The 15369-nt window shown below is 61.9% G+C and carries 19 protein-coding genes; 11 read left to right on the top strand and 8 right to left on the bottom strand.

Translation table 11 applies throughout. The features are described 5' to 3' along the window. Positions 1 to 117 precede the first annotated feature (117 nt). Positions 118 to 909 carry an IS21-like element helper ATPase IstB gene (gene istB / locus FDP22_RS03765; protein ID WP_143972228.1) on the bottom strand — a complete coding sequence of 264 codons (792 nt, stop codon included), beginning with the start codon at positions 907 to 909 and terminating at the stop codon, positions 118 to 120. After that, positions 899 to 2428 (bottom strand): IS21 family transposase, encoded by a 1530-nt coding sequence (istA, locus tag FDP22_RS03770; RefSeq protein ID WP_143972275.1) that lies wholly within the window; start codon positions 2426 to 2428, stop codon positions 899 to 901. The genes istB and istA overlap by 11 nt, the downstream gene beginning before the upstream one ends. Positions 2429 to 2587: 159 nt before the next feature. Between istA and FDP22_RS03775 the strand changes: the two genes are divergently transcribed. After that, positions 2588 to 2992: a hypothetical protein gene (locus FDP22_RS03775; RefSeq protein ID WP_138579454.1), complete on the top strand. Its 405-nt coding sequence runs from the start codon at positions 2588 to 2590 to the stop codon at positions 2990 to 2992. 37 nt (positions 2993 to 3029) lie between these two features. Here the strand turns inward: FDP22_RS03775 and FDP22_RS03780 are convergent, their stop codons facing one another. Both FDP22_RS03780 and FDP22_RS03785 read right to left on the bottom strand, forming a co-directional pair. Beyond that, entirely contained in the window at positions 3030 to 3536 is a 507-nt protein-coding gene (locus tag FDP22_RS03780; protein ID WP_138579452.1) for a PIN domain-containing protein, read from the bottom strand. Continuing rightward, positions 3533 to 4612, bottom strand: a complete 1080-nt coding sequence (locus FDP22_RS03785) for a helix-turn-helix domain-containing protein (protein WP_138579450.1) — start codon at positions 4610 to 4612, stop codon at positions 3533 to 3535. Before FDP22_RS03785 ends, FDP22_RS03780 begins: the two co-directional genes overlap by 4 nt. Before the next feature lie 108 nt (positions 4613 to 4720). Between FDP22_RS03785 and FDP22_RS03790 the strand changes: the two genes are divergently transcribed. Then, positions 4721 to 4945 carry a DUF2188 domain-containing protein gene (locus FDP22_RS03790; protein WP_138579448.1) on the top strand — a complete coding sequence of 75 codons (225 nt, stop codon included), beginning with the start codon at positions 4721 to 4723 and terminating at the stop codon, positions 4943 to 4945. Between the two features lie 18 nt (positions 4946 to 4963). Beyond that, positions 4964 to 5173, top strand: a complete 210-nt coding sequence (locus FDP22_RS03795; protein ID WP_138579446.1) for a hypothetical protein — start codon at positions 4964 to 4966, stop codon at positions 5171 to 5173. A gap of 197 nt (positions 5174 to 5370) precedes the next feature. Here the strand turns inward: FDP22_RS03795 and FDP22_RS03800 are convergent, their stop codons facing one another. After that, positions 5371 to 5949, bottom strand: coding sequence for a recombinase family protein (locus FDP22_RS03800; RefSeq protein ID WP_138579444.1), 579 nt, complete (start codon positions 5947 to 5949; stop codon positions 5371 to 5373). Positions 5950 to 6395: 446 nt separating this feature from the next. Here FDP22_RS03800 and FDP22_RS03805 point away from each other — a divergent pair, with 446 nt between their 5' ends. Together FDP22_RS03805 and FDP22_RS03810 are read left to right on the top strand one after the other, a co-directional pair. Further along, positions 6396 to 7541, top strand: coding sequence for an L-dopachrome tautomerase-related protein (locus FDP22_RS03805; RefSeq protein WP_138579442.1), 1146 nt, complete (start codon positions 6396 to 6398; stop codon positions 7539 to 7541). 77 nt (positions 7542 to 7618) lie between these two features. Then, positions 7619 to 8356 carry a glycine betaine ABC transporter substrate-binding protein gene (locus FDP22_RS03810; RefSeq protein WP_138579440.1) on the top strand — a complete coding sequence of 246 codons (738 nt, stop codon included), beginning with the start codon at positions 7619 to 7621 and terminating at the stop codon, positions 8354 to 8356. Between the two features lie 127 nt (positions 8357 to 8483). Here the strand turns inward: FDP22_RS03810 and FDP22_RS03815 are convergent, their stop codons facing one another. After that, positions 8484 to 9404, bottom strand: a complete 921-nt coding sequence (locus tag FDP22_RS03815; protein ID WP_138579438.1) for a DMT family transporter — start codon at positions 9402 to 9404, stop codon at positions 8484 to 8486. Between the two features lie 128 nt (positions 9405 to 9532). On the opposite strand from FDP22_RS03815, the gene FDP22_RS03820 reads away from it, so the two are divergent. Further along, complete coding sequence (locus FDP22_RS03820; RefSeq protein WP_138579436.1) at positions 9533 to 10024, top strand: Lrp/AsnC family transcriptional regulator; 492 nt, start codon at positions 9533 to 9535, stop codon at positions 10022 to 10024. A gap of 3 nt (positions 10025 to 10027) precedes the next feature. On the opposite strand, the gene FDP22_RS03825 is transcribed toward FDP22_RS03820, so the two are convergent. Beyond that, complete coding sequence (locus FDP22_RS03825) at positions 10028 to 10402, bottom strand: winged helix-turn-helix transcriptional regulator (protein WP_138579434.1); 375 nt, start codon at positions 10400 to 10402, stop codon at positions 10028 to 10030. A 103-nt stretch (positions 10403 to 10505) separates the two neighbouring features. Between FDP22_RS03825 and FDP22_RS03830 the strand changes: the two genes are divergently transcribed. The 4 genes from FDP22_RS03830 to FDP22_RS03845 are packed head-to-tail and all read left to right on the top strand — an operon-like array spanning position 10506 to position 13357. Further along, a complete protein-coding gene (locus tag FDP22_RS03830; protein WP_138579432.1) occupies positions 10506 to 11519 on the top strand; it encodes a zinc-binding alcohol dehydrogenase family protein in 1014 nt (337 codons plus the stop codon). Next, the gene (locus FDP22_RS03835; RefSeq protein WP_138579430.1) at positions 11519 to 11815 is read left to right on the top strand and encodes a putative quinol monooxygenase; all 297 of its coding nucleotides are present in this window, start codon (positions 11519 to 11521) and stop codon (positions 11813 to 11815) included. Before FDP22_RS03830 ends, FDP22_RS03835 begins: the two co-directional genes overlap by 1 nt. Positions 11816 to 11825: 10 nt before the next feature. After that, positions 11826 to 12536, top strand: coding sequence for an SDR family oxidoreductase (locus tag FDP22_RS03840; protein WP_138579428.1), 711 nt, complete (start codon positions 11826 to 11828; stop codon positions 12534 to 12536). Beyond that, complete coding sequence (locus FDP22_RS03845) at positions 12533 to 13357, top strand: SDR family oxidoreductase (RefSeq protein WP_138579426.1); 825 nt, start codon at positions 12533 to 12535, stop codon at positions 13355 to 13357. The genes FDP22_RS03840 and FDP22_RS03845 overlap by 4 nt, the downstream gene beginning before the upstream one ends. Before the next feature lie 8 nt (positions 13358 to 13365). Here the strand turns inward: FDP22_RS03845 and FDP22_RS03850 are convergent, their stop codons facing one another. Then, on the bottom strand, positions 13366 to 14151 hold the full coding sequence (locus FDP22_RS03850) for an SDR family NAD(P)-dependent oxidoreductase (protein WP_138579424.1): 786 nt from the start codon (positions 14149 to 14151) through the stop codon (positions 13366 to 13368). Positions 14152 to 14368: 217 nt separating this feature from the next. On the opposite strand from FDP22_RS03850, the gene FDP22_RS03855 reads away from it, so the two are divergent. After that, positions 14369 to 15310 carry a GlxA family transcriptional regulator gene (locus tag FDP22_RS03855; RefSeq protein ID WP_138579460.1) on the top strand — a complete coding sequence of 314 codons (942 nt, stop codon included), beginning with the start codon at positions 14369 to 14371 and terminating at the stop codon, positions 15308 to 15310. Positions 15311 to 15369: the final 59 nt, after the last annotated feature.

Raw genomic sequence — 15369 nt, forward strand, 5'->3', positions numbered from 1 at the left:
GCGAAGGGGGACGCGCTGTTGTGCGCGGGAAGCGTGAAGTCGGCCTGTTGGATGTCACTGAGAACTGACCCAGCATTGTCATCGAGATTTGACCCGCCTGTCAGTATGTCGGTCGGTTCATGATGGGGTCAACATTGGCGTCTCCTTCCTCTTTTTTTTCGCGGTCTCGGAGCTGGCCTTGAAGCGATAACTGTCGTTTCCGGTTTCCAGGATGTGGCAGCGGTGTGTGAGGCGATCGAGGAGCGCCGTGGTCATCTTGGCGTCACCGAAGACGCTGGCCCATTCGCTGAAGCTTAGGTTCGTGGTGATCACGACGCTGGTGCGTTCGTAAAGTTTGCTGAGGAGGTGGAACAGCAAGGCGCCGCCCGAGGCGCTGAACGGCAGGTATCCGAGCTCGTCGAGGATCACCAATTCGGTTTTCACCAACGCCTCGGCGATTTTCCCGGCCCTTCCCAGCGCCTTTTCCTGTTCCAGCGCGTTCACCAGCTCGACTGTGGAGAAGAAGCGCACGCGTTTGCGGTGATGCTCAATCGCCTGGACTCCGAGGGCGGTCGCCACATGGCTTTTCCCGGTGCCGGGCCCGCCAATCAGGACCACGTTTTCGGCAGCATCGAGGAACTCGCATCGATGAAGCTGCCGAACGAGGGCCTCGTTGACCTCGCTGGCCGCGAAGTCGAAGCCTGACAGGTCCTTGTGGGCCGGGAAGCGCGCTGCCTTCATGTGATAAAAGATGGACCGCACTTCACGTTCGGCCATTTCAGCCTTCAGCAGCTGGGACAGGATCGGGATCGCCGCATCGAACGCAGGCGCGCCCTGTTCCATGAGGTCATGCACGGCTTGGGCCATGCCTGGCATCTTCAGACTGCGGAGCATGATGACGATGGCAGCTCCGGCGGGATCATGACGCATGGCGTTTGCCTCCGGATGTGCGCAGCCCATCGTAGCGTGCAACATTGGCCTCGGGCTCCTTGCTCAGCGTCAAGGCCGGAGGCGGCGTTACGTCTGGCAACTCGACTGAAGTGCCGTTCACCAGCCTGTGCAATAGGTTCAGCACGTGGGTCTTTGTCGGCACGCCGGCCTTCAACGCCATGTCCACCGCGCACAGGACCGCCTGTTCGTCGTGATGCAATACCAACGACAGGACGTCGACCATCTCCCGATCACCGCCGGGTCTGCGCAGCATCTGATCCTGCAGCTCACGAAAGCCCCTCGGCATCTCAACAAACGGGGCGCCGTTACGCAGCGCACCGGGCTTGCGCTGGATCACGGCCAGGTAATGCCGCCAGTCATAGATGACGCGGCCCGGTTGCCGATGCGACCTTTCAATGATGCGCTGGTGCTCGCAGACGACATGCCCTTCAGCAACGACAACCAGCCTTTCGGGGTAGATGTGCAGGCTGACTGGCCGGTTCGCAAAGCTGGCAGGCACGGAGTAGCGATTGCGATCAAACGTGACGAGGCAGGTTGGGGACACCCGCTTGCTTTGCTCGACATAACCGTCGAACGCGGTGGGCAACGGCATCAGCGAGGGCTTCTCCGCTTGCCAGACGTCTGCGATGCTGCCGGGCAAACCGCCATGTGCGGTTTCGGCCCACAGCGCCTTGCACCGTTCTTCCAGCCAGCAGTTCAGCGCATCGAGATCAGGGAAGGTGGGCATCACCTGCCACATCCTGCTGCGCGCATCGCGGACGTTCTTCTCGACCTGGCCCTTTTCCCATCCCGCCGCCGGATTGCAAAAGTCGGGTTCGAACACGTAGTGGCTGGTTATCGCCATGAAGCGCGCATTTACATCGCGCTTTTTGCCGACGCCCACGCGGTCCACCGCCGTGCGCATATTGTCGTAGATCCCGCGGCCCGGCACGCCTTCGAAGATTCTGAACGCATGCCAATGCGCGTCGAACAGCATCTCGTGTGTCTGCAGCAAATATGCCCTGACCAGGAACACGCGGCTGTGCGACAGCTTGATGTGTGCGACCTGCAGCTTGGTCCGTTCACCCCCGACGATCGCGTAGTCTTCGCTCCAATCGAATTGGAAGGCCTCGCCCGGCTTGAACACCAGAGGCACGAATGTCCCGCGATCCGTCGTGTTCTGCGCGCGCTGCCGGTCCGATTTCCAGGCTCGGACAAAGGCTGAGACCCGCTCGTAGGACCCATCGAACCCCAGCTGAACCAGATCCGCGTGCATCTGTTTCGCCGTCCGCCGCTCTTTGCGCGATTTGCGCTGTTCGGCCAGCAACCAGCCCGACAGCTTCTCCGCGTACGGGTCGAGCTTGCTCGGCCTCGATGGTGCCTTGAACTTGGGCTCGACGATCCCGGCACGCAGGTAACGCCTGATCGTATTTCGGGACAGTCCAGTCCGCCGCGAAATCTCGCGGATGGGCATCTTGTCCCGCAGTGCCCACCGTCGAATGACGCTCAAAAAATCCATGTCGATCACTCCAATGACCCCCGACAAATCTCGTCAGGGGGAGGGTTCCACATGGGTCAATTCTCAGTGACATTTCCTATCGCTGCTGGGTCAGTTCTCAGTGACATCCAACATCATGGGAAGCCTGATCGGCTTGAACGAGCGGAGCAGGAGGCGCCAGTGAAGCCATTCACCTTAGCCGCTGCCATCGTGGGGGGGCTTGCAGCGCCTGCGGCAGCCCAAGAGTTTTGTGTCGAGCCCATCAGGCCAGAGGCTGCACACCTTCTCGATGCTGGGTTTTCCGGTGCAGAGGTTCGGTCCGAATTTCGACGCTACTTTCGCGAGGTCGAGGACTACCTGAACTGCCTGAACGAAACCTCGGGTCGGATCAGGGATGATGCGCGAGCTGCTGCTTACGACTACCAGCATGTGCTGGAAACGACGGAACCTGGCCGAGCCGATCAGGGCGCTAATGAATTTCAGCCCCCGACGGTCGAAATGAAGGACACTGGTGAACTCTTCTTGGACTATCGGCCAGGCACGACCAAACGGCCTACTCCAGAAACACTTCGATCAGGTGAATGACCGTTGAGGCTTGGATTTTTGTGGAGCGGGAGCGTATCTAGTCGGCCAGACGGCGCAGTCGCTTGTCAATCTCGGCAGCGGGCAGGAAAACCGCATCATCCGCTCGCCATATTTGCAGCGCGGCGGTGAGAAGCTCAACATCGCATACTTCTGCAGCATGCAGCTCGTCGATAATCCAAAGTACGCCATGGACGCGTACATCGCGTGCGGTGGCGACCTTGCGCAGAAGATTGTCGCCGGTCAGGAGGATGCCGTTCTCTTGGCAAGTTGTTGTAACAAGGGCGAAGCAATCGTTGGCTGACAGGCGACTATGCTCCCGTTTCAGGGTGAAGACCTGCGCGACCTCTTCCCCCGGTAGATCATAGGTAGCGAGGCCACCATCTTCGAGCATCCGCCACTCCTGAGCTGTGAAATCGAGTAGTTCCTCCTCGCGGATCGGCAGGGGCACGATGAAGCGATAAGGCAGCCGCAGCAACACGTGCAACAGCTGACCCTTCTTCAGATCGATCAGGCATGAGGCATCATTGACAACGACACAGGTCACTGGTCACGCGGCCCCCTGATGTCTCGCTCAACAACACTCAGGGGAAGCCCAAGCATTTGCGAAGCCCGCACTGGCGAGATCATTTCTTCGCCAAGTGCACGCCAGACGAGGCGCTCGAAACGCTGTGGTTTCTCAAAGGCTGCAAAACCTTCGCCTGGTCCGATCGGCTGCGGCTCTTCGCGGCGCCAGCTCCGCGCGTAGGTCTTGAAGGCATATTCGACCGCGCTCTTGGAGAGGATGCCTACTTGCCCGAGCCGTACGAGCATAGCTGCCGCCGAAACGCCGTAGGTGCGTTTGAGGCGCATGATCTCTATCCAGGTCATGCCTTGGCGGTTCTGGCCTGCCTCTTCTTCCAGATGTTCGCGCGGAATGAGGAAGGCTCCCGCGAAGCGATGCATTGAAGCCTCCTTCTTTAGAGCCGGGTTTCCGGTCTCCAGGATGATCCGGTGTGCCAGCTCATGGGCGAGATTGAAGCGTTTGCGCTCAACGTTAGTGTGACGTGAGACAACGATAACTTCAGTCGGTGCGCCTTCGGACCGCTCGACATGGCAGGCCAGACCGTTGATCCGTTCAGGAAGATCGGCCTCGATTACCTTGAGCCCCTTGTCCTCCAATAGGGTGGTCATGCTGGGAATAGGGTCAATCCCGAGTTTCCATGCCCGGCGCACCTCCCTTGCCTTCGCGTCAATGGCCTCCTCGCTGTCGACGTGATCCACCCGCAGATCTGCGAACGGGTCCTCAGCCAACTGCATTTCGAGTATGCCCTCAATGGCGAGATAGTCTTCGAGTTTTTCTATCACGATGGACTCCGCCATCGCGCGATCCTGTGCCGAAGCGGTCGAGTTCTTACGCCACTCGACGCTTTCCAAGGCTTCGACCTGGCTGCCAAGTAGGAAGTCCAGCGACACGCCGAGAGCCTTTCCGAGACCGACCAGAACTGATGAGGAGGGCATCATCTTGTCCGCTTCGTATTTGCTGATGGCCTGCGCCGACACGCTTGGGGTTACGCGATCAGCCAGTGCTTGCATGGATAGACCTGCCCGCTTGCGGGCAAGCTTGAGCCTTTGTCCGAACATGGTTCTCTCCTGGCACTTTTGTTTTGGTTGATAAGCGCCATTTTTTCACTTATATATAAACACAAGGTTGGCAGAATCGTCAACCGAAATCGACATAAGGAACGTATAATGTCTAAGAAGAATCAACATGTTGTGCCGCATCAGGGCGGTTGGGCTGTAAGGGGTGCGGGCAATTCCCGAGCTTCTTCGGTTCATGGCACTCAGCGCGCGGCCATCGCGGCCGCGCGTGAATCAGCCATGCGCCAGGGCAGCGAGATGCTGATCCACGGCGAGAACGGTCGCATCCGCGAGCGCAACACCTACGGCAACGATCCCTTCCCTCCGAAGGGCTGACAGAAAAGGAACTACGCGATGGCTCGCATCGAAATGCGGTTCAATGGCCGCAAAATCACTTCCGGGGCACAGCTTCGGCGTGAGCTGACTCGCAGCATGGAGAAGCACGTCGAGGACAGCTTGAAAAAAGCTGCTGGTCCAGGGGTGCGGATGAAGAAGACCCGTGAAGGCTATACCTTCGAGGGCTCGCCCGATCAGATCGAGCGTATGAAGAAGCGGCTCCGCTGACGTGGCCGCCGAAGCCGCCCCTAGCGTCTTCGCCTCCCTAACTGGGTTGCCCCTCCGGGTGGCGATCATCAACTCCGGTCGCCAAACCGCCGTTTGTAGCGGGAGACAGGAGTCCTTCTTTCATAAATTCGTTCGGCAACGTTGAAAGTTGTCTCGCCTTTTGGACGGCTCGCGAGGCCTCAGCTGTGAGTGGGCGCTTATTTTCCTGTGCGAGAGACTTGGATGTCGTTTTTTGGCGCCTCCAGCGCCCGGTAAACCGTCATCCGTGATACACCCAGTTCGCGAGCGATCGTAGCTTTCGGCATTCCGGACGCAGCTAGTCTCTGGATCTCCGCATTATCCACCTGCTTCCGGCGCCCCTTGTATACCCCCTTTCCCTTTGCGGCTTCGATGCCTGCGCGCTGGCGGTCGCGGATGAACTGTAGCTCCATGTCGGCGACCATACCGAGAACGGTGATGACCATGCGCCCCGCCGGTCCCGCGGTGGTGACCTCGGGGTCGAGGATCCGCAACGATGCGCCTTTGCTCTCGAGCTCGTGTACCAGGTTCAGCACGTCACGGGTTGATCGACCAAGGCGGTCAAGCCGGTGGACTACCAGTTCGTCCCCCGTGCGCAGAAATTCGAGGATGGTCTCCAGTTCTGTCCGCCCTGCCCTTGATGCCCCGGACGCGGTCTCAGCACGAATGATTTCGCACCCGGCTTCTTTCAGCTTGGCCTTTTGGATCTCAAGGTCCTGGCTCGCGGTACTAACGCGTGCATATCCGATGCGGGGCATAGTATTGTGTCACATTAGGGTGTGTGTCACAATTATAGTGTATCAAATGTGTTCGAACCACCCATTTGTGACGCCTTTCCGTGTAACATTAAGATGTATATTTTGGGTGTACCCTATTGATACATGTTGGGCAATCTTAGGCGCTTCTCAGGTGAGGTACGTATGAGGGAGTGAAAGTCCCTTGTTGTGTTATTTGACGCTGCGGTTAGTTGTTCATTTCTTCGGCGCTGGAAAGAGCGAGGCGCAGGTGAGGCCATGAAGATGCCTTAGTATCATATTGGATACTATATGCATTCTTTGTGCGTATTGCGCAGATTGGCCTGTAGAGCGAAATGGGGCTCATCAGCGTTTTCATCGCCGGATGCTGACTGCTGCGGCCAGATCCCGTTTCGGGGAACGCGGCCAGCGGTGGGATGTAGCTGGCGACTACCCCGAGGATACAGATCATGAAACATCCCCACCTGTGCGCCGTCGCACTGTTGGCCCTGAGCGCATTCGCCCCGGCCCTGCCTCAGGCAGCCGACGCCCGCGGCGTCGAGGTCGTCGCCCGGATGAACGGGCCGATGCCGACCGGCATTACCGTCGCCACCGGCGGCCGCATCTTTGTCAACTATCCGCAATGGGGCGACCGCCCCGCCTGGGCGGTCGCCGAGCTAAAAGACGGCAAGTTTGTGCCTTATCCGGATGCCGCCACCAACCGGTTCGACCCAGCCCATCCCGGCGCCACCTTCTCGAGCGTGCAGAGCGTCGTGGTCGACGGCGCCGGGCGGTTGTGGGTGCTGGACACCGGCGCTCCGGGCTTTGGCGCCCCGATCCCCGGCGCCGCCAAGCTGGTGGCGATCGACTTGGCCAGCGGCAAGATCGTGCGCACCATCCCGGTCACGGCGCCGGCACTGTTGAAAACCACCTACCTCAACGATGTTCGGTTCGACCTGCGTCAGGGCAAGGCCGGCGTCGCCTATATCACCGACAGCTCGATCAGCGGCCCCGGCGGTATCATCGTCGTCGATCTGGCCAGCGGCAAAGCCACCCGCCGTCTGTCGGGCCATGTCTCGACCAGCCCCGACCCCGATTTTCGCGCCACGATCGAGGGCCGGACGCTGATGAACCGCCCTGCCCCAGGGACCGAACCCTCGGCCTGGAACGTCGCCTCGGACGGCATCGCCATCTCGCCCGATGGCGAGACGCTGTACTATTGTGCGCTGACCAGCCGCCACTTCTACTCGGTCCCTACCCGGCTGCTGCGCGACCACAGCGTCAGCGAGGCCGAGCTTGAGGCGCATGTAACCGATCTGGGCCTCAAGGGGCCGTCGGACGGGTTGAGCGAGGATACCCGCGGCTATATCTATGCCGGCGATTTCGAGAAGAACGAGATCAACCGCTTCGACCCGGCCAGTGGCCGCTGGACCACCCTCGCCCAAGACGACCGGATCCTGTGGCCCGACACGCTGTCGATTTCGGACGGCTGGCTGTATTTCACAGCCAACCAGCTGTACCGTCAGGCCGGCTTCAACGAGGGCAAGGACCTGCGCCAGCAACCCTATGAGGTCTTGCGCCTGCGCGTCGGCGCCGAGCCGGTCCTGCTGAAGTGACACCGACGGTCGGGGACCTCCCCGGCCGTTTGCCTGCCTCCACGCGCTCTTCCGCCCATTCTGTGAGGACCCTCCCCATGTCCAAAGACCCGATCCGTGTCGGTCACATCGACCTGTCGTTCCATGATGCCAGCGCCCATGAGGTCGAGCGCGTCCTTGCCGCCCATGGCCACGAGATCGAGCGCGACGCTGCCCCGCATGAAGAGATGTTCCGTCGTCTGGGGCGCGGGGATGTCGATATGCTGGTTTCGGCCTGGCTCCCGTCCAGCCACGATACCTATCTGGGTCCGATCGAGGATCAGGTGATGAAAGTGACGGTACTTTACGAACCCTACTGCATCTGGGGTGTGCCCGATTACGTGCCCGAGGATGAGGTCGCCTCAGTGCAGGATCTGCTGCGGTCGCCGGTGCTGCGCCGGATGGAGCGTCTGATCCAGGGCATCAATCCCGGTGCGGGCATCAGCCGCTTTTCCAAGGCGATCATCGCGGCCTACGATCTGGGATCTGCTGGCTATCATTTCGAGACCGGCACCGAGGCGCAGTGCTTCGACCGCTTCGAAGACGCCCATGACCGGGGCGCCTGGATCGTAGTGCCGCTGTGGCATCCGCAATATCTCCACGCGCGCTATCGGATCCGCGAACTGGCCGAACCCCGCGGTCTGCTGGGCGGCGCCGACAAGGCGACGCTGGTAGTGCGCAAGGATGCCATGTCGCGAATTGCGCCCGCGGCGCTGGAAGAACTGTCTCGTCTGACGCTTGGCAATCCGCGGGTCAGCGAGCTGGACGCCGCGCTGCGTGGCAAACTGCGGACCTGACCGGCAGGCCCCGGGCCGTGCAGTCCGATTGGCGCAAGGCCGGATCAGGTGGGCTGACCTCGTCAGTCCACCTCGTGTTCATGGGGTCTGGGGCCATATGCACCGAGTGGATCTGCCTCGCGGCAATTCACCTGCTCTTTGACGACCGTGCCGCCAGGATCATCCCGCCAAACACCAATCCCAAGCCTGTCAGGAATATGCCGGACAGGATGTTGCCCAAAAACAGGACCGATCCCGCGATGCCGACCAATGGCACGCCCAAAGTGAAGTTCGACATCGCGTAGGTTGAGATGCGCCGCCCATGCTCTGCCGAGATGACGAAGCAGGCTGAGGTTGCTATGGGCCCGATAAACACCAGCAACTCCATGAGTTTGGGGGTCCAGTCGATTGCGTGCGGAGTGCCTTCAAATGCCAGAGCGAGCCCCGCGAGCGGTAGCGTGGCCAGCAGCATTTGCCATGGGGCGAGAGAAAGAGGCGAAGACACCCAAGCATGACGCCGCACATGCAGGATGACAACGGACCAGGCGATCGCTGCCATCACCAGAAAGCCTGCGCCCATGAAGGCCCCCGGAGCGGCCCAGTCGGTTTCAAGTGGAGAGCAGATCACGGCAACGCCAGCTAATCCTGTTGCCAGGGCAAGGGCCTGGGCACGGCTTGGTCGTGTGCGCAGAGCGATCCAGGCCAGAGCGACGGTCCATAGCGGAGTGGTATAGGCAAGAAGCACCGAGTGGCTGGTGTCGGTACGCGTCATCGCGATCATGCCAAGGCCGGTGAATGTCATCATCTGCAGCAGGCCGATGCTGAGGACAATCGGCAGGTCACCGCGTTTGGGCAGCGATATCTCACCGCGGACGGCAAGAAACGCAAACAGACAAATTGCGGCCGATCCGAAACGGAAGGTCGCAAGCCAGAGCGGTGATATCGCAGTCAGCGCAACCTGCGTCGCGGGCCAGCTGAAGCCCCAGAGCAACACCATCACGGAGAGCCAGACCCAGCTCGTCGTGGTGTGGCGAAACGGGAAAGGCGCGTTTGTGGCGGTGCATGACATGATCGCTCTCCGGCAGTGATCGGTAGAACCAATCTTGCGCGGATCAGGCGGATTTTCTGGCCTTTCTGTTTTTCATATCGCTTCTCTATGGGTTAAATTATCCCAAATAATTCACTTATGAGAAAACTATGACCGATCATGACCCCAGCCTCGACACGGCCAGTCTGCGCATCCTCGACGCATTGCAGCAGGATGCGGAACTCAGCAATGCGGCCCTCGCCGAACGTGTGAACCTGTCTGCCAGCCCCTGCTGGCGCCGCGTCGCTGATATGCGCGAGCGCGGCGTCATCCGGAAATCGGTGGTCCTTGTCGATCCGGTGAAGCTGGGTCTTCTGGTCAATGTCTTCGTTCATGTGACGCTTGAGAAGCAGGACAAGGCGTCACTCAAGATGTTCACCGATGCCATCCGGCATCGGCCGGAGGTTATGGAGTGTTACCTGATGACCGGAACGGAGGACTTCATGCTGCGCGTCGTGGTGGAAGACCTGCCGCGCTATCAGGAGCTTGTCATGAATGTCCTGACCCAGATCCCTGGGGTCGCCAACATCCGTTCCAGCTTCGCGCTGGATCAGGTCAAATATACCACTGCCCTGCCAACGGGGCATCTGGACGGGCGCTGACCCTCAGGCCGCGTCGCGTGGATCGTGGCCAGCGGGCTTGCCGTAAAGACCGATATTGGCATCCCCCCATTCCTTCAGGGCGCGCAGGATCGGCTCCATCGTCCGGCCCAGATCTGACAGCGAATACTCCACCTTCGGCGGTACCTGGGCATAGACCTTGCGCGTGATCAGCCCGTCCTCCTCCATCTCGCGGAGCTGGTTGGTCAGCATGCGCGGCGTGCAGTTCTCCACGTGACGGCGAAGCTCGTTGAAGCGAAGCGTTCCCGACAGCAAGTGCCACAGGATGATCGATTTCCATTTGCCGTCGATTAGGCCGATGGCGGCCTCGACCGAGCAGCCGGGGGTGCAGTCGAAGCGTGAGTGACGGGCTTTGGCCATTGCAGTATCCTTTTTGATACTATGTGCTGTCTTTGTGCGTATTGCGATAGGGTGAATGTAGGATCAATTTTGCTTCCATGCAATTGAACAATGGAGTGATCCCATGAAAGCCATCGGCTACCAGACCCCCGGCACCATCGACCGTATTGAGGCCCTGACCGACATCGAGCTGCCGCGCCCCGAGGCCACCGGCCATGATCTTCTGGTCGAGGTCGCCGCAGTGTCGGTGAACCCCGTGGACACCAAGGTCCGCAACGGCGCGACGCCGCCCGAGGGCGAATGGAAGATCCTCGGCTGGGATGCCGTGGGCCGAGTGGCCGAGGTTGGCCCGGATGCACAGGGCTTCGCCGTCGGCGACGAAGTGTTCTACGCCGGATCCATCGCCCGGCCCGGCGCCAACAGCCAGTTTCATCTGGTCGATGCCCGCATCACTGGCCACAAGCCCAAGACCTTGTCGAATGCCGAGGCCGCCGCGCTGCCGCTGACGGCCATCACGGCCTGGGAAATGCTGTTCGACCGGCTCGACATTCGCCGCCCGGTTCCGGGGGCGGCCAACGCCGTCCTGATCATCGGTGGTGCCGGCGGGGTCGGATCGATCGCGATCCAGCTTGTCCGTGCACTGACCGATCTGACCGTGATCGCCACCGCGTCGCGCCCTGAAACGCAGGACTGGGTGCGCGAGCTTGGCGCGCATCATGTCATTGATCACCATGGCGATCTTGCGGCGCAGGTCGAAGCGCTCGGCATCGGCGCGCCGGGCTTCGTGTTCTCGACCAATCAGAGTGACCGGCATGTGAAGGGTATTCAGGCCCTGATCGCGCCGCAGGGCCGCTTCGGACTGATCGACGACCCCGAGGCGCTGGACGTCCTGGGCTTCAAACGCAAGGCGGCCTCGATCCACTGGGAGCTGATGTTCACGCGGTCGATCTTCGGCACGCCCGACATTGCCGAACAGGGCAAGCTGCTGAACGAGGTGGCGGCCCTGATCGACGCGGGAAGCATCCGCACGACGCTCACCGAAACGCTGTCCCCGATCAACGCCGAAAACCTGAAGAAGGCCCACGCCCTGATCGAAACGAACACCGCCCGCGGCAAAATCGTGCTGGAGGGGTTCTGATGTCCGAAATCATTCACCTCGTCGCAACGCTGGTGGCCAGACCCGGACAGGAGGCGGCCCTGCAGGCCGCGCTCACCGGGATCCTCGCGCCGGTGCGCGCGGAGCCGGGCTGCCTGCGCTACGACCTGCACCGTGACCGCGACGATCCCGCACGCTTCGTGATGCTGGAGATCTGGGCCGATGCGGCGGCACTCGAGGCCCATGGCAAGGCCGCCGCCTTTACCGAGCTTGCCGCACGGTTCGACGAACTTCTGATGACATCGCCCGACCTGCGGCGCCTGGAACATCTGGCCTGAGGAGGCGATCATGACAAAGTTGAATAGCAAGCGCATTCTGGTGATCGGGGGCAGTTCGGGCATAGGGATGGCCGTGGCCGCCGCGGCTCTGGCCGAAGGCGCGGATGTCACCATTGCCGGGCGGACAGAAGAACGGCTGGCCCAGGCATCCGGCGCGCTTGGCAATGTCCGGGCCGTGCAGCTGGACACGTCGGATTCGGACGGCCTTGCCGCGTTCTTCGAGACCGAGGAGGCATTCGACCACATCCTTGTCTCCGCCGCGCAGACGCCCACGGGGCCGGTGCGCAAGCTGGGCGTAGCAGACGCGCGGGCTGCGATGGACAGCAAGTTCTGGGGCGCCTATGCGGTGGCCCGCGTTGCAAAGATCGCGGATGGCGGAAGCCTCACGTTCGTCTCGGGCTTCCTTGCCGAGCGTCCTTCGGCAAGTTCGGTGCTTCAAGGTGCGATCAACGCCGCACTTGAGGCGCTGGCGCGCGGCCTTGCCTTGGAACTGGCCCCTGTACGGGTGAACGCGATCTCACCTGGCCTCATTGATACGCCCCTTTGGTCCAGGATGGACGACGAGGCCCGCAAGGCGATGTTCGCCAAGGTGGGCGCGAGCCTGCCCGCGGGTCGGGTAGGGGTGCCGGAAGACATCGCGAACGCGGCGATCTACCTGATGACCACAGGCTTCGCCACGGGCTCGGTCGTCCGCGTGGACGGCGGTGGAGTGATCGCGTGACCGGCTCGACATGGTTCATCACCGGCGCAAACAGCGGCTTCGGTCGCGAGCTTGCGCGACAGGTGCTTGAGGCGGGCGGACGTGTCTTTGCCACCGTGCGTGATCCTGCCAGCGTCGATGATCTTCGACAGGCATACGGCCCTCGCCTGGGCGTCGGCATTCTGGATGTCACCGATGCCGACGCGATCCGGCGGGTCGTTCCCGAAGCCTTCGCTTGGGCAGGGACGATCGACTTCATCGTCAACAATGCCGGTTATGGTCTGTTCGGTGTCGTGGAGAGCCTGACATCAGAGCAGATTCGCCACCAGATCCAGACGAACCTGATCGGGCCGATCGAGATCACCCGGACCGTCTTGCCCTATCTCAGAACGCAAGGGCATGGGCACATCATCGCCATGTCGAGCTATGGCGGGCAGGCGGTACACCCCGGTGCCTCGCTCTATCACGCGAGCAAATGGGGTCTCGAAGGGTTCTTCGAGTCCCTGTCCGCCGAGGTCTCTCCCTTCGGTATCGGCGTGACCATCGTCGAGCCTGGCGGCACCCGGACCGGCTTCCGCGATGCCGCGGCGCGTGCCATGGGCACGCTTCCGGCAGGCTACGAGGGCGCGCCCGTTGCCCAGCTTCTGGGCCGGCTCTCCGATCCGGGGGCGGTTCCGGGCAACGACCCGATCGACCTCGTGCGCAGGATGCGCGATGCGGTCCAGTCCGACACGCCACCGCTGCGGCTGGTGCTGGGCGACGACGCGCAGGCCATCATCGACAGGGCGCTGTCGGATCGCCTGGCGGCGCACCGCAACGAGGTGGCCGCCAGGCGGGATTGAGCGGCCCCTCAGGCCCCGTAGCGCGGCGCTGCCGTGCGCGACGACAGGTGCGGCAGCATCGCGTCGCGCGCGGTCTCCCAGGCGTGCCATTGGCCGTCGTCGTGCAAGGAGGGGATCGAGGCGAACTGGCCGGCATCAAGGTCGGCAAGCGCCGCATCGACCAGCACCTCGGGTGTCATCACCCATTCGGCGGGCAGGTTTGCATGCGGCAGTCCGGCGATGTCCCAGAACTCCGTACCCGTCGCGCCGGGCAGCACGACCTGCACGCTCACGCCTTCGGGCGCGAGATCCTTCCTGAGCGACCGGCTGAAGGCCAGTACGAAGGCTTTTGTCCCGCCATAAACCCCGTTCAGGATCTCCGGCGCGATGGCCGCGATCGAGGCAATGTTGATGATGCTGCCCGACTTGCGGGCGGCAAAGACCGGCGCTGCGGCGTAGGACAACCTCATGACGGCCGTGACGTTCACGGCGATCATCCGCTCCATCTCCTCCACATCCGATTGCGCCAGCGACCCCGTACCGCCGAAGCCCGCATTGTTGACCAGCATGGTCAGTGTCTCGTCTTCGGCGATCAGCGTCTCGACGCCATGCAGGTCGTCCTTGGCGCCGAGGTCTGCCACGTGGATGCGGACATCGACCCCATGGCGGTCCCGGAGGCGCGCGGCCTGCTCTTCGAGCCGGGCGCGGTTGCGCGCCACCAGCAGCAGGTCGTGACCGCGTGCGGCAAGCCGGTCGGCGTAGATGGCGCCGATCCCCGAGGATGCGCCTGTGACGAGTGCGGTTCCCTTGTTCATTGGTCTTCTCCTGTTGAATGCCGCGACGATGCGGCGACAGGCAAAGACTGCCATTGAGGCTGCGAGGCGCAAATGTCCTTGAAACGGCAATATAAGCCACTTCAGGGCGACAAGAAGACAGAAACCCGTCATTTCGCGCCATGAGGGCCAATGCCAGTTGCTTTCGAAGGCTTGGCGGAAATAGCCTGAAACAGCAGATAAGGATATAGAGGTGGAGATGCGTCAGGTTGGCTTGATCCTTGAGAACGGGTTTCAGTTGATGGGGCTGGCCGCCCTGTCAGCTTTCGAATTCGCCAACGCGGAACTCGGCGAGAACGGCTACCGCCTGACGATCCTGTCCGAGAGCGGCGGCACGATCCGATCTTCGATGAATGCCGGGATAGAAACCCTTCCCTTCGGGGTCATGCCGGACACCCTGATGACCGCCGGAGAGCTTGCGCCTCAGCCTCCCTCGCCCGCGCTGCGCGGCTTCGTTGCCCGCGCGGGCATGGAGGCGCGCCGCGTCGCGGGTCTCTGCACCGGGGCCTTCGTTCTGGCAGAGGCCGGGTTGCTGAATGGCCGCGCCGCCACGACCCATTGGGCTCATGCCCAGACATTGCAGAGCCGCTTTCCGCAGGCGCGCGTAGATGCCGACCGGATCTTCATCCAGGACGGCCCGATCTGGACCTCCGCCGGAATGACGTCGGCGATCGACCTGACGCTGGCACTGATCGAAGAGGATCACGGGGTTGCATTGTCCCGGTCCATTGCGCGCAAGCTTGTGGTCTATCACCGACGGCCCGGTGGCCAGTCTCAGTTCTCGGCACTGCTGGAGCTGGAGCCGCGATCGGACCGGGTGAAGCGCGCCCTGACCTATGCGCGAGAGAACCTCCGTAATGCTTTGTCGGTTGAGGAACTGGCCGAGGCCGCCAGTCTCTCCCCGCGTCAGTTCAGCCGAGTATTCCGCGAAGAAACCGGCCAGTCGCCCGCCAAGGCTGTAGAGGCTTTGAGGCTGGAAGCTGCGCGGATCATGCTTGAGGAGGGTCGTCACGCGATGGACACGGTCGCACGCGATACAGGCTTTGCGGACCGAGACCGCATGCGGCGCGCCTTTCTGCGCAGCTATGGTCAGCCGCCGGCAAGTCTGCGCCGCGCTCTTCGCCTGATGGATGGCGAATGATAGTCCTGAAATGGCGTTTATACGTCATTAGAGACATGGCCGGATAGGCGCATCCTTGT

It is taken from the genome of Paroceanicella profunda (assembly GCF_005887635.2).
GTDB lineage: Bacteria > Pseudomonadota > Alphaproteobacteria > Rhodobacterales > Rhodobacteraceae > Paroceanicella > Paroceanicella profunda.